13 protein-coding genes are annotated in these 13,064 nt (G+C 75.6%); 9 read left to right on the top strand and 4 right to left on the bottom strand.

Annotation, left to right across the window (positions count from 1 at the left end):
• Nucleotides 1-72: 72 nt before the first annotated feature.
• Nucleotides 73-348 carry a hypothetical protein gene (locus NXY84_RS15645; RefSeq protein ID WP_258723976.1) on the bottom strand — a complete coding sequence of 92 codons (276 nt, stop codon included), beginning with the start codon at nt 346-348 and terminating at the stop codon, nt 73-75.
• Between the two features lie 123 nt (nt 349-471).
• Here NXY84_RS15645 and fdxA point away from each other — a divergent pair, with 123 nt between their 5' ends.
• From fdxA to NXY84_RS15630, 3 genes are all read left to right on the top strand, one after another.
• Entirely contained in the window at nt 472-798 is a 327-nt protein-coding gene (fdxA, locus tag NXY84_RS15640) for a ferredoxin (protein WP_034633125.1), read from the top strand.
• Nucleotides 799-809: 11 nt separating this feature from the next.
• The gene (dapC, locus tag NXY84_RS15635) at nt 810-1,976 is read left to right on the top strand and encodes a succinyldiaminopimelate transaminase (RefSeq protein WP_258723975.1); all 1,167 of its coding nucleotides are present in this window, start codon (nt 810-812) and stop codon (nt 1,974-1,976) included.
• Nucleotides 1,977-2,181: 205 nt separating this feature from the next.
• On the top strand, nt 2,182-3,480 hold the full coding sequence (locus NXY84_RS15630; protein WP_258723974.1) for a citrate synthase: 1,299 nt from the start codon (nt 2,182-2,184) through the stop codon (nt 3,478-3,480).
• Nucleotides 3,481-3,580: 100 nt separating this feature from the next.
• On the opposite strand, the gene NXY84_RS15625 is transcribed toward NXY84_RS15630, so the two are convergent.
• Nucleotides 3,581-4,480 (bottom strand): hypothetical protein, encoded by a 900-nt coding sequence (locus NXY84_RS15625; RefSeq protein ID WP_425322224.1) that lies wholly within the window; start codon nt 4,478-4,480, stop codon nt 3,581-3,583.
• A 5-nt stretch (nt 4,481-4,485) separates the two neighbouring features.
• Nucleotides 4,486-5,454 (bottom strand): 2,3,4,5-tetrahydropyridine-2,6-dicarboxylate N-succinyltransferase, encoded by a 969-nt coding sequence (dapD, locus tag NXY84_RS15620; RefSeq protein ID WP_258723972.1) that lies wholly within the window; start codon nt 5,452-5,454, stop codon nt 4,486-4,488.
• Between the two features lie 147 nt (nt 5,455-5,601).
• On the opposite strand from dapD, the gene dapE reads away from it, so the two are divergent.
• The 6 genes from dapE (at nt 5,602) to NXY84_RS15590 (ending at nt 12,175) form a co-directional block, all read left to right on the top strand.
• Nucleotides 5,602-6,672, top strand: a complete 1,071-nt coding sequence (gene dapE, locus NXY84_RS15615) for a succinyl-diaminopimelate desuccinylase (RefSeq protein ID WP_258727239.1) — start codon at nt 5,602-5,604, stop codon at nt 6,670-6,672.
• 171 nt (nt 6,673-6,843) lie between these two features.
• Nucleotides 6,844-7,668 (top strand): TIGR00730 family Rossman fold protein, encoded by an 825-nt coding sequence (locus tag NXY84_RS15610; protein WP_258723971.1) that lies wholly within the window; start codon nt 6,844-6,846, stop codon nt 7,666-7,668.
• Between the two features lie 97 nt (nt 7,669-7,765).
• A complete protein-coding gene (gene folP, locus NXY84_RS15605) occupies nt 7,766-8,728 on the top strand; it encodes a dihydropteroate synthase (RefSeq protein WP_258723970.1) in 963 nt (320 codons plus the stop codon).
• Nucleotides 8,725-10,092 carry a hypothetical protein gene (locus NXY84_RS15600; RefSeq protein ID WP_258723969.1) on the top strand — a complete coding sequence of 456 codons (1,368 nt, stop codon included), beginning with the start codon at nt 8,725-8,727 and terminating at the stop codon, nt 10,090-10,092. Before folP ends, NXY84_RS15600 begins: the two co-directional genes overlap by 4 nt.
• A gap of 291 nt (nt 10,093-10,383) precedes the next feature.
• Nucleotides 10,384-10,551 carry a DUF3117 domain-containing protein gene (locus tag NXY84_RS15595; RefSeq protein WP_258723968.1) on the top strand — a complete coding sequence of 56 codons (168 nt, stop codon included), beginning with the start codon at nt 10,384-10,386 and terminating at the stop codon, nt 10,549-10,551.
• 4 nt (nt 10,552-10,555) lie between these two features.
• Nucleotides 10,556-12,175 (top strand): leucyl aminopeptidase family protein, encoded by a 1,620-nt coding sequence (locus NXY84_RS15590; RefSeq protein WP_258723967.1) that lies wholly within the window; start codon nt 10,556-10,558, stop codon nt 12,173-12,175.
• A 121-nt stretch (nt 12,176-12,296) separates the two neighbouring features.
• Here the strand turns inward: NXY84_RS15590 and NXY84_RS15585 are convergent, their stop codons facing one another.
• Nucleotides 12,297-12,929 (bottom strand): O-methyltransferase, encoded by a 633-nt coding sequence (locus NXY84_RS15585; RefSeq protein ID WP_258727238.1) that lies wholly within the window; start codon nt 12,927-12,929, stop codon nt 12,297-12,299.
• Between the last annotated feature and the right edge of the window lie 135 nt (nt 12,930-13,064).

Here is a 13,064-nt window from a genome sequence, read left to right as displayed (position 1 = left end):
CCGCCCGCACGAGGCACGACCCGCGGGCTCACCGCCCGCGGGTCGCCGCCGTCGTGCGCGGCTGCGACGAGCTCAGCGAGGGCGGCGAGGCGGCGCGGGCGGCACCACCTTGCCGAGCACGATCTCGGGGCCCGGCACGTCGACCGGGCCGCGGCGCGTCGCGACCTGCACGCCGTCGTCGTCGACCCGCGTGAGCTCGCCGAGGACGTCGGTGTACAGGTGGTCCTCCTCGGGACCGAGCCGGCGCCGCACGACGACGCGGGTGCCGACGGCCCAGTCGCGCCAGGCCGGCCCCGGCGCCGCGCCCGCGCGGCCGCTCACGACACCCCGCCCGGTGATGGACACCACGACACCGACCTGCGCACCTGGTGGATACTAGGTGCCGTACCCGTGCCACGGCCCGCGACCCCACCCCGGTCCCGGTCCGCGAGGCACCCCTGACCGCCCAGCCGGGCCCCGGGAGGACCGACCGTGACGTATGTGATCGCCCAGCCTTGCGTGGACGTCAAGGACAAGGCGTGCATCGAGGAGTGTCCCGTGGACTGCATCTACGAGGGCAAGCGGTCGCTGTACATCCACCCCGACGAGTGCGTCGACTGCGGTGCGTGCGAGCCGGTCTGCCCCGTGGAGGCCATCTACTACGAGGACGACGTCCCGGAGCAGTGGAGCGAGTACTACAAGGCCAACGTCGAGTTCTTCGACGACCTGGGCTCGCCGGGCGGTGCCGCGAAGATGGGGGAGATCCAGAAGGACCACCCGATCATCGCGACGCTCCCGCTCCAGGTGCACGAAGCCTGACCGCGCGCCCGATGGGCCTGCGCACCGGAGACCTGCCGGACTTCCCCTGGGACAGCCTCGTCCCGTTCGCCGAGAAGGCGCGCGCGCACGCCGGGGGCATCGTCGACCTGTCCGTGGGGACGCCCGTCGACCCGACGCCCGCGGTCGTGCGCGACGCGCTGACCGCGGCGGCCGACTCGCCGGGCTACCCGACGACGCACGGCACGCGCGAGCTGCGCGAGGCCGTCGTCGGGTGGTTCGCGCGGCGTCGCGGCGTGCCCGGGCTCGACCCGGCCGGCGTGCTGCCGACGGTGGGCTCGAAGGAGCTCGTCGCGTGGCTGCCGTCGCTGCTCGGCCTCGGGGAGGGCGACGTCGTCGTCCACCCGGCGACGGCGTACCCGACCTACGACGTGGGTGCCCGGCTCGCGGGCGCGATCCCGGTGCCCTCCGACGACCCGGTGCGCCTGCTCGACCCGGCGACGCCCGGGGCCGACGACGTGCGGCTCGTGTGGCTCAACTCGCCCGGCAACCCGGACGGGAGCGTGCTCTCGGCGGACGAGCTGCGCGCGGTCGTCGCGGCGGCCCGGGCCGCGGCCGAGCGGACCGGGCGCCCGGTCGTCGTGGCGTCCGACGAGTGCTACGCCGAGATGCCGTGGGAGGAGCCCTGGCTGTCCGGCGGTGTGCCCAGCGTGCTCGACCCCCGGGTCAGCGGCGGGGACGTCACGGGGCTGCTCGCCGTGTACTCGCTGTCGAAGCAGTCGAACCTCGCGGGCTACCGCGCGGCGTTCGTCGCAGGGGACGTCGCGGTCGTCGCGGGCCTGCTCGAGACGCGCAAGCACGCGGGCATGATCGTGCCGGGGCCGGTCCAGGCCGCGATGACGGCGGCCCTGCGCGACGACGCGCACGTCGACGAGCAGCGCGAGCGGTACCGGCGGCGCCGCGAGGTCCTCGCGCCGGCGCTGGCCGGCGCCGGACTGGAGCTCGACGGGTCGCCCGCGGGGCTGTACCTCTGGGCCCGCCCCGTGGACCGTGCGCAGGGGTGCTGGGACGTCGTGGCCCGGCTGGCCGACCTCGGCGTCCTCGTCGCGCCCGGGGAGTTCTACGGCGCGGCGGCGGCCGGGCACGTGCGCATCGCGCTCACGGCACCGGACGACCGCGTCGCGGAGGCGGCCGGCCGGCTCGCTGCATCCGGCTCCTGACCTCGTCCGGGACACCGGCACCGGACCAGCGCCTGTGACCGTGGTCACACCGTGATACGTGGGACGTCAAGGATTGGTCAGCACGCCTCACCCGCAGGTACCGTCGGGGTGGCCAACGAGGGCCGTCCACCGGCCGGACAGGCCGCGAGCCGCGACACCAGGCACGCACACCGAGCACAGCCCATGAGTCGCAGGGAGGAACACCATGTCCGATGCCGGCATCGCCCCCGTCCAGCTGATCGCGGACGGAGTCACGCGGGAGCTGCCCGTCGTCCCCGCCACCGAGGGCAACAACGGCATCGTCGTGTCGACCCTGCTGCGCGACACCGGGATGGTCACGGTCGACCCCGGCTTCATGAACACCGCGTCGTGCGAGTCGCAGATCACCTACATCGACGGTGACGAGGGGATCCTGCGCTACCGCGGCTACCCGATCGACCAGCTCGCCGAGCACTCGACCTTCCTCGAGGTCGCGTACCTGCTCATCCACGGCGAGCTGCCGACGCGCGAGGAGCACGACGCGTTCGTCGAGCGGGTCAACCGCCACACGCTCGTGCACGAGGACTTCCGCACCTTCATGGGGACGTTCCCGCGCAACGGGCACCCGATGGCGGTCATGTCCTCCGCGATCAACGCGCTGTCGACGTTCTACCCCGAGTCCCTCGACCCGTTCGACCCCGAGACGGTCGAGCTCGCGACGGTCCTCATCCTCGCGAAGACGCGCACGATCACGTCGTACCTACACCGCACGTCGCGCGGCGAGCCGCTGCTCTACCCAGACTACTCGCGCGGCTACGTCGAGGACTTCCTGCGCATGACGTTCGCGGTCCCGTACATGCAGTACGAGTCGGACCCGGTCGTCGTCAGCGCGCTCGAGAAGCTGCTCATCCTGCACGCCGACCACGAGCAGAACTGCTCGACGTCGACGGTCCGCATCGTCGGCTCGAGCCACGCGAACCTCTACGCGTCGGTCGCCGCCGGGATCAACGCCCTCTCCGGCCCGCTGCACGGCGGCGCCAACGAGGCCGTGCTCAAGATGCTCGACGAGATCAAGGCGAACGGCGGCGACGCGACCGACTTCATGCGCCGCGTGAAGGACAAGGAGGACGGCGTCCGCCTCATGGGCTTCGGCCACCGGGTCTACAAGAACTACGACCCGCGCGCCGCGATCGTGAAGCAGAGCGCCGACGCGGTGCTCTCGGCGCTCGGCAAGAACGACGAGCTGCTCGACATCGCGATGCGCCTCGAGGAGATCGCGCTCAACGACGAGTACTTCATCTCCCGCAAGCTCTACCCGAACGTCGACTTCTACACGGGCCTGATCTACAAGGCGATGGGCTTCTCCGACTCGATGTTCACGCCGCTGTTCGCGCTCGGCCGGATGCCCGGCTGGATCGCGCAGTGGCGCGAGATGATGAGCGACCCGCAGACGAAGATCGGCCGCCCCCGGCAGATCTACACCGGGGCGACGGAGCGCGACTACCAGGACCTGTCGCAGCGCTGACCGAACGCCGCACGGCTCACGGCCGTCGGAGCGCGTCCTCGGACGCGGCCCGGCGGCCGTCGTGCTGTCCGGAGCGGACCGGCGGGAGTCGTGCCGCCGGTCAGGGGGCGGCGAGCGTGACGCGGACCTCGCCCGCGGGCAGCGCCGGGGCGTCGGCGACGGCCCATCCGCCCGACGTGCGGTCCCACACCTGGTCGAGCGCACGGACCTGCGTGACGGCCTCGGGATGCGCGACGGCGACGGCCCACTGGGCGAGCGCCCAGCCGGCGCGCACGTCCCCCTCGGGCGTGCCCGCACCGACGGGGCGCGCGTCGATCGCGAGCTCGCCCGGGGCGTCGGCAGCGGGGGAGACGGTCAGCTCCCCGTGGTCGCGCGCGAGGTGCTGGGCGAAGGTCTCCGGGGAGCCGGCGCCGTCCGGGTCGCGCAGCGTGCACGTCAGGGTCGCGGGCGACCACCCGGCCAGCGCCGAGGCCCAGGCGCGGGCGCGGCCCTCGTGCTGGGCGTACGCGTCGGGGTAGCCCGAGCGCTGGACGGCCTGCGCGGCCTCGGTGATCGGGAGGGTGTCGTAGCCGGGGACCTGGACCAGGCCGTCGTAGAACCGTCCGGTCGCGTAGACGGGGTCCATGATCTCCTCGGGCGTGCCCCAGCCCTGCGACGGCCGCTGCTGGAACAGCCCGAGGGAGTCGCGGTCGCCGTAGGTGATGTTGCTGAGCTTCGACTCCTGCAGCGCGGTCGCGATCGCGATCGTCGCCGCACGTGCCGGGAGCCCGCGGTCCAGGCCCTGCGCGGTGAGGAGGGCGGCGTTGTCGGCCTGCTCGGGCGTGAGGTACCACGCGGTGCCGTCGAGCACCGCGGCGCACCGCTCCGCGACCACCGTCGGGCCGTCGCCCTGCCGGAGCACCACCACGACGCCCGCCACGGCGACGCCGAGCGCGGCGACGCACGCCACGACGGCGCACCCGGCGCGGGAGGCGCGCGAGCGCCGGGAGCGACGAGCCACGCGGGTCAGTTGGCGTGCAGCGCCGAGTTGAGCTCGACGCCCGCCCCGGTGCGCGCGACGGCCTCGACGCCGCCGGTCAGCGAGTTGCGGCGGAACAGGACGCCCGAGGCGCCCGCGAGCTCGCGTGCCTTGACCGTGCGCGGGCCCTCGGCACCGGCCGGCGCACCCGCGTCGTCGAACCCGACGAGCGCGACCTTGGTGCCCGCGGTGACGTACAGGCCGGCCTCGACGACGCAGTCGTCCCCGAGCGGGATGCCGAGGCCCGAGTTCGCGCCGAGCAGCGTGCGGCGGCCCAGCGAGACGACCTGACGGCCGCCGCCCGAGAGCGTCCCCATGATGGACGCGCCACCGCCGACGTCGCTGCCGTCCCCGACGACGACGCCCGCGGAGATCCGGCCCTCGACCATCGACGTGCCGAGCGTCCCGGCGTTGAAGTTGACGAAGCCCTCGTGCATCACGGTCGTGCCGGCGGCGAGGTGCGCGCCGAGCCGCACGCGGTCCGCGTCGGCGACCCGGACGCCCGAGGGGACGACGTAGTCGAGCATGCGCGGGAACTTGTCGACCGACAGCACGGTCACGGGCCGGCCGGTCGCCGCGCGCAGCCGCACGCGCGTGTCCTCGAAGCCGTCGACCGCGCACGGGCCCGCGTCGGTCCACACGACGTTCGGCAGCACGCCGAAGATCCCGTCGAGGTTCTGCCCGTGGGGCGCGACGAGGCGGTGCGAGAGCAGGTGGAGGCGCAGGTAGGCGTCCTCGGTCGTCGCGGGCGCGGCGTCGAGGTCGACCTCGGTGAGCACGACGCGCGTCGTCACCCCGCGGGCGTCGTCGCGGCGCTCGGCGGCGGTCAGCCCTGCCGGTGTGGCGGCGCCCTCGGGCGCGGACCCGAGCGCCGGCGCGGGGTACCAGGTGTCGAGGGTCGTGCCGTCGTCGGTCACGGAGGCCAGCCCGAAGCCCCAGGCGGAACGCGCAGTCATGGCGACAACCCTAGACGGCGCGTCGGTAGGGTCGGTGACGTGACCGACGCCCCGCAGACCGTGCCCGCCGTGCCCGAGCGCCCCACCGGCGAGCCCGTCCCCGGGGCACCCGCCGACCCGGCCGCGGTCGCCGCGGCGCCGCTCGACCTGCGGGTGGACCTCACCGCCCTGACCCGCGCGGTGTGCGACCTGCCCTCGGTGAGCGGCGACGAGACGGCCCTGGCCGACGCGATCGAGGCGACGCTGAGCGCGTTCACGCACCTCGAGGTCCTCCGCGACGGGGACGCGGTGGTCGCGCGCACGCGGCTCGGCCGGTCCTCGCGGGTCGTCGTCGCCGGGCACATCGACACCGTGCCGATCGCGGACAACCTCCCGACGCGGCTCGTCGGCGAGGGCGCGCACGCCGAGCTGTGGGGACGCGGGACGGTCGACATGAAGGGCGGCGTCGCGGTGCAGCTCGCGCTCGCGGCGGCGCTCACGGAGCCGACGCGCGACGTCACCTGGGTGTTCTACGACCACGAGGAGGTCGAGGCCTCGCTCAACGGGCTGGGCCGGATCGCCCGTGAGCACCCTGAGTGGCTCGAGGCGGACTTCGCGGTGCTGTGCGAGCCGACGGCGGGCGGGCTCGAGGGCGGCTGCAACGGGACGCTGCGCGCCGAGGTGACGCTCACGGGGGTCGCGGCGCACTCGGCACGCGCGTGGGCCGGGGTCAACGCGATCCACGCCGCCGCCGAGGTCCTGCGCCGGCTGGCCGCCTACGAGCCCGGGTCGGTCGACGTCGACGGCCTGGTGTACCGCGAGAGCCTCAACGCCGTCCTCGTGAGCGGCGGGACCGCGACGAACGTCATCCCGGACCGCTGCGTCGTCACGGTCAACTACCGGTTCGCGCCGTCGCGGTCGGTCGACGAGGCGTTCGCGCACGTGCGTGAGCTGCTCGACGGGTACGACGTGGTCCTCACCGACGCGGCCGCCGGTGCGCGCCCCGGGCTCGACGACCCGACGGCGGCCGCGTTCGCCGACGCGGTGCTCGCGGTCACCGGGGGCGCGCCGGCCCCGAAGTACGGCTGGACGGACGTCGCGCGGTTCTCCTCGCTCGGGATCCCCGCCGTGAACTTCGGGCCCGGCGACCCGATGCTCGCCCACAAGGACGACGAGCGGCTGCCCGTGTGGCAGCTCCGGTCCTGCTACGACGCGCTGCGGTCCTGGCTCACGGCCTGACCGCCGGGCCGCCCGAGCGAGCGGGCCGGGCCTCCCGGCCGGCCCGACGGCCGCCACCCGGGCGGTCCGGGGACCGCACGTCCGACGGCCCGCCCGCAGCCCGGCCGCGGGCAGTCGCGCGGCCCCCTGGTCGGCACGCGACGCCGCGGTGCGCCGCCTAGAGTCGGTGCCATGACGAGTGACGACGGCATCGCCCGCCCCGGCGACGGCTACCGCAAGGGTCCCGTGCTGCTGCGCGGCGACCAGGTCCCGTCCGAGACCTCGGACCAGCGCCTCCTCTCCCGCTCCGAGGGCGCCTCGTGGATCCACGGCGACCCCTGGCGGGTCATGCGCATCCAGAGCGAGTTCGTCGAGGGCTTCGGGGCGCTCGCGGAGGTCGGCCCGGCCGTGAGCGTCTTCGGCTCGGCGCGCACGCCCGTCGACCACCCCGACTACGCGCTCGGCGAGTCCGTGGGGCGCAAGCTCGTCGAGGCCGGCTACGCGGTCATCACCGGCGGCGGCCCCGGGATCATGGAGTCCGCCAACAAGGGCGCCAAGGAGGCGGGCGGGCTGTCGGTCGGGCTCGGCATCGAGCTGCCCTTCGAGCAGGGCATGAACCGCTACGTCGACCTCGGCGTGAACTTCCGGTACTTCTTCGCGCGGAAGACGATGTTCGTGAAGTACGCCGAGGGCTTCGTGGTCCTGCCCGGCGGCTTCGGTACGTTCGACGAGTTGTTCGAGGCGCTCACGCTCGTCCAGACGCACAAGGTCACCGAGTTCCCGATCATCCTGCTCGGCAGCGACTACTGGTCGGGGCTGCTCGACTGGCTGCGCGGGCCCGTCCTCGCGCGCGGCACGATCAGCGCCGTCGACCTCGAGCTGCTGCGCGTCACGGACGACGCCGACGAGGCCGTGAAGATCGTCACGGACCACGGCGCCGCGCTGCGGGAGGCCGAGCGGGCGGCGACGCAGGCGCTCGCGGCCGACCAGCAGGCTGCCGCGCAGAGCCCCCGGTGACCGTGCCGACGTGCGGGCGCACGCCCGTCTCCGCCGTGCCGCGCGCCGGCGGCGTTCCACGGCACCCCGAGCGCGGGCGCTGACCCGTGGGCCGGGCATGAGCACCTCGCCACCCGGGCCGGTGCCGGCGGCGGGGGCCGACGTCGTGCTCCGCGGCCGGACGTTCGGGCCGGCCCACCCGGTCGTCATGGCCGTCGTGAACCGGACGCCCGACTCGTTCTACGCCGCGGCGCGCCACGACGAGCGCTCCGCCGACGCCGCGGTCGCGCGCGCCGAGGAGGAGGGCGCCGACCTCGTCGACCTGGGCGGGGTGCGCGCCGGGCGCGGTCCGCGCGTCGACGTCGCCGAGGAGCTCGCGCGCGTGCTGCCGCTCGTCGAGCGCGTGCGGGCACGTCACCCCGACCTGCTCGTCTCGGTCGACACGTGGCGCGCCGAGGTCGCCCGGGCCGCGGCGCTCGCGGGTGCCGACCTGGTCAACGACACGTGGGCCGGCCACGACCCGCGCCTCGTCGAGGTCGCCGCCGAGCACGGGCTCGGCGTCGTGTGCTCGCACACCGGGGGAGCGGCCCCGCGGACCGACCCGCTGCGCGTCCAGTACCCGCTGCCGGACCCCCTGCCCGACCTCCTGCCGCCCGGGACAGGGCCGGACGTGGACCCGCTCGACGGCGTCGTGCTCGACGTCGTCGCGACCCTGCGCCGCGCCGCCGAGCGCGCGGTCGGGCTCGGCATCCCGCCCGGGAGCGTGCTCGTCGACCCGACGCACGACTTCGGCAAGAACACGTGGCACTCGCTGCACCTCGTGCGCCGCACGCAGGCCCTCGTCGCCCTCGGGCACCCGGTGCTCATGGCGCTGTCGCGCAAGGACTTCGTGGGGGAGACGCTCGACCTCCCCCCCGAGGAGCGGCTCGAGGGTACGCTCGCCGCGACGTCGGTCGCGGCGTGGCTCGGCGCCCGGGTGTTCCGGGTGCACGACGTGCGCGCGACCCGGCGGACCCTCGACATGGTCGCGGCGATCCGAGGCGACGCGCTGCCCGTGCGCGCCGTGAGAGGACTGGCATGAGCACCGACAACCCGGCACCGGCGTCGGGCGAGCCGTCGGGCACGACGGCGTCCGCGCCGACGGGTGCCGCGCTCGCGAGGGTCCGGGTCGACGGACCCGCGGACGCGAGCACGACGGACGCGTCGCCTGCTCCCGGTCCGCGCCCGGCGCGCCCGCGCAGCGTGACCGACCCCCGGACGTGGCCCGGCTGGGCCCAGGCGCTCTCGCTCTACGCGCTCACGCGCGCGTTCTCGGCCGTCGTCCTCGTCTCCGTCGCGCAGCTCCAGGTCGAGAACTACTGGACGGCGGCCCGGCCGTCGTACCTGCAGTTCACCGGGCTCATGTGGGACGCGAGCTGGTACCGCGGCATCGCGGAGGACGGGTACCCGGCGGAGCTGCCGCGCGGCGAGGACGGCCTCGTCCAGCAGAACCCGTGGGCGTTCTTCCCGCTGTTCCCGATGATCGTGCGCGGCGTGATGCTCGTGACCCGCGCGGACTGGTACGTCGTCGCGCCGCTCGTCGCGCTCGTGCTGGGCTGCGCGGCCGCGGTCGTCGTGCACCGGCTCGTCGAGCGGGGTGCGCCGCGGGCCGCCGCCGCCCGCCCGGGGCTGCCGCTCGCGACGGTCGCGCTGCTCGGGCTGTTCCCGACCGCCGCCGTCCTGCAGGTCGCGTACACCGAGTCCCTCGCGCTGCTGCTCGTAGCGTCGGCGCTGCTGCTGGTCGTGGAGCGGCGCTACGCCTGGGCGTCGCTCGTGGTGCTCGCGCTCGGCTTCACGCGCGCGGTCGCGCTGCCGATGGCCGCGGTCGTCGTGGTGCACGCCCTGGTCCGCTGGTGGGGTGCCCGGCGCGGGACGGACCGCCTCGGGCGGCGGGACGTCGCGGGGCTCGGGCTGCTCGCCGTGACCGCGGCCGTCTCGGGCGTCGCGTGGCCCCTGATCTGCGGCTGGATGACCGGGGAGCCCGACGGCTACCTCCAGACGCAGGGCGCCTGGCGCGGGGTCCGGGAGATCGCGCCGTTCGAGCCCTGGGGGTACGTGTCCCGCTTCTGGTTCGGTGACTGGGCGCCCTGGGTCCTCGTCGCGGGCTTCGCGCTCGTGATCGCGACGCTCGTGGTCCCCGCGGCGTGGCGGCTCGGCAACGAGCTGCACGCGTGGTCGGCCGCGTACCTGCTGTACATCGTCGCGGCGATCGAGCCGGGCAGCAGCCTCGCGCGCTTCCTGCTCCTCGCGTTCCCGCTCGGTGCGGTGACCGCGGGCCTCGTGACGCGTCCCGTCGCGGCCCGGCGCGCCTGGTTCGCGTTCGTGGTCGTGCTCATGGGGACGCTGCACGTCGTCTGGGTCTACAACATGTGGCGGCTCACCCCGCCGACCGGCTGGCCCCCGTGAGCCCCGGCGCGCCGGGCGCCCGCGCGCGGCGCGGGGCGTCCTCGGCCGGGCCGCGCGGGACGCGCGCCGGCGCCGTGCCCGTCGGCGACGCCCGCTGCGACGGCCCCGGTGACGCCCGCCGGGGTGCCGCCGCAGGTCGCGCGGCCCCGAGTGCCCCGGACAGGTCGGACGTGTGACCTAGAATGGTCGATGGACATCCGGCCCCTGCGGCCGTGGTCGACGTGCCCGGCCCACGCCGCCGCCGTCGCCGCGGTCGGCGGTCGGGAGGAACGACGTGAAGGAGAGCCCCCCATGGCCGCGATGAAGCCGAGGACCGGTGACGGCCCGCTCGAGGTGACCAAGGAGGGTCGCGGCATCGTCATGCGCGTCCCGCTCGAGGGCGGTGGCCGGCTGGTCGTCGAGCTCAACGCCGTCGAGGCGCAGGAGCTGGGTGAGGCGCTGACCTCGGTCGTGTCCTGACGTCGTGACGACCCGACCCGAGCCGCGCGGCGGCGCCTCCGTCGGGCGCACGCCCCCCCGCGTGACCCTCGCCGAGGGTTCCGTCGCCACCACCGACCTCCTGGGCGGCGAGGGGGTCGACGCCCTCGCCGTGCCCGTCGCCCCCGCGGCGCCGGGCGAGACGGACCTGCAGCCCCGTGCGGGGACGGCGGACGCCGCCGCGCGCTACGGCATCGACCTCGCGGAGCTCGCGGAACGGGCCGGCCTGACCGGCGCCGCGGGCGAGGCGCACACCGTGCACCTGCCGCGCCCGGTGGGATCCGCCCCGCTGCCCTGGTCCGGCCTCCCGTCGCGCCTCGTGCTCGTCGGGGTGGGCGCCGGCACGCCCGCCGACCTGCGCCGTGCGGGCGCCGCGCTGGCCCGGGCGACCCGCGGGCTCGGGCGGGTCGTAACGTCGGTCGCCGCGGAGCACGGACCGACGTCCGCGGCGCGCGTCGCGGCGCTGGTCGAGGGCTACCAGCTCGCGGCGTACCGCATGCCCACTGCCGCGGCATCCACCCCGGAGTCGGAGCAGCGCCAGGCGCCCGCGCAGGAGCTGCTCGTCCTGGGGGGCGACGCCGGGCACGGCCCCGACGTCGAGGCCGCCGTGCAGCACGCCGTGGTCGGGTCGACCGCGACGTGGCTCGTGCGTGACCTCGCCAACATCCCGTCGAGCACCAAGAACCCCGAGTGGGTCGCGGACGAGGCCGGCCGCCTGGCGCGCGACGCCGGGCTCACCGTGCACGTGCGCGGACCCGCCGAGCTCGCCGCCGAGGGGTTCGGCGGCATCCTCGCGGTCGGCGCCGGCTCGGCGTCGCCGCCCCGGCTCGTCGTCGTCGAGTACACGCCGGCCGCCGTGAGCGGCCGCGCGCCGCAGCACGTCGTCGTCGTGGGCAAGGGCATCACGTATGACACGGGCGGCCTCTCGATCAAGCCGCGCGAGGCCATGGTCCCGATGAAGACCGACATGGCGGGCGCCGCCGTCGCGCTCGCGGTCGTGCTCGGCGCCGCGGCGTCCGGGCTGCCGCACCGCGTGACCGCGGTCCTGCCGCTCGCCGAGAACCACGTCGGCGCCGCGTCCTACCGCCCGGCCGACGTCCTGCGCATCCACGGCGGCACGACCGTCGAGGTCGCCAACACCGACGCCGAGGGCCGCCTCGTGCTCGCGGACGCGCTCGCGTGGGCGGACGCCGAGCTCGCGCCCGACGTGCTCGTCGACGTCGCGACGCTGACCGGTGCCGCGAGCGTCGGCCTGGGGCGCCAGCACGCCGCGCTCTACGCCAACGACGCCGGGCTCGTCGCCGCACTCGAGGCCGCCGCCGCGGAGTCGGGCGAGCCCGTGTGGCACATGCCGCTCGTCGAGGACTACCGGTCGGCGCTGCGCTCGGAGGTCGCGGACCTGCGGCACGTGCCGAGCGACGGGCGGACCGGCGGCGGGTCCATCACGGCCGCGCTGTTCCTGCGCGAGTTCGTGGGCACCCGCCGGTGGGCGCACCTGGACATCGCCGGCACGGGGCGCTCCGCGTCGGACAAGCACGAGGTCACCGAGGGCGCGACCGGCTACGGCGCACGTCTGCTCCTGCGGTACCTCGCGGCGCTGGACTGACCGCGGCGCTGGGCGGACCCGCACCGGACTGACCACGGCGTTGGACCGCCCCCGGCTCCCGGCGCTGGACGGACTTCGCGGCGCTCGGAGGACCGGCCTCGCTCGCCGCGCTGTGGTGCGCTCAGCGCTTGACGGCCGTCAGCAGCCCGTCGCCGGTCGGCAGCAGCGCCGGCACGAGGCGGTCGTCCTCACGCACGACCCGGCCGACCTCGCGCACGATCGTCGTGACCTCGTCGCGCCGTGCGGGGTCGGGCACCCGGTCGTGCCACAGGGCGTTGTCGACCGCGAGCACCCCGCCCCGGCGCAGGAGCCGCAGCGCCTGCTCCACGTACCCCAGCAGGTTCTCCTTGTCCGCGTCGACGAAGACGAGGTCGTAGCCGCCGTCGGTCAGGCGTGGGAGCACGTCCAGCGCGCGGCCCGAGATGGTGCGCGTGCGCGTCGTGCGCAGGCCCTCCTCGGCGAACGCCTCCTTCGCGGCGCGCTGGTGCTCGACCTCGACGTCGATGGTCGTGAGGACGCCGTCCTCGGGCATGCCGCGCAGCAGGTAGAGCGAGCCGACGCCCGCACCGGTCCCGACCTCGACGACGGCGCGGGCCTGCGCGGCGGCGGCGAGCACGCTCAGCACGGCGCCCGAGCCCGGGAGGACGGGCGTGCAGCCCAGCTGGCCCGCGCGTTCGCGCGCGCGCAGCAGCGTCGCGTCCTCGGGCACGAAGCCCTCGCAGTAGACCCAGCTCTGGGCCTTGTCGTTCGAGATGGTCCGCCTCCTCGGCTCGTCGGTGTCGTGCACGAGGGCTGCCCCGGTCCGCTCCCGGGCTGCGGGGGCCCTCCCGGCCGAGCCTAGTCCGGGGCCCCGACGGACCGCGGGACGCCGATCGCGACCCGGCGGAAC

It is taken from the genome of Cellulomonas sp. NS3 (genome assembly GCF_024757985.1).
GTDB lineage: Bacteria > Actinomycetota > Actinomycetes > Actinomycetales > Cellulomonadaceae > Cellulomonas_A.
This window is presented reverse-complemented; position numbering and strand designations above follow the sequence as displayed.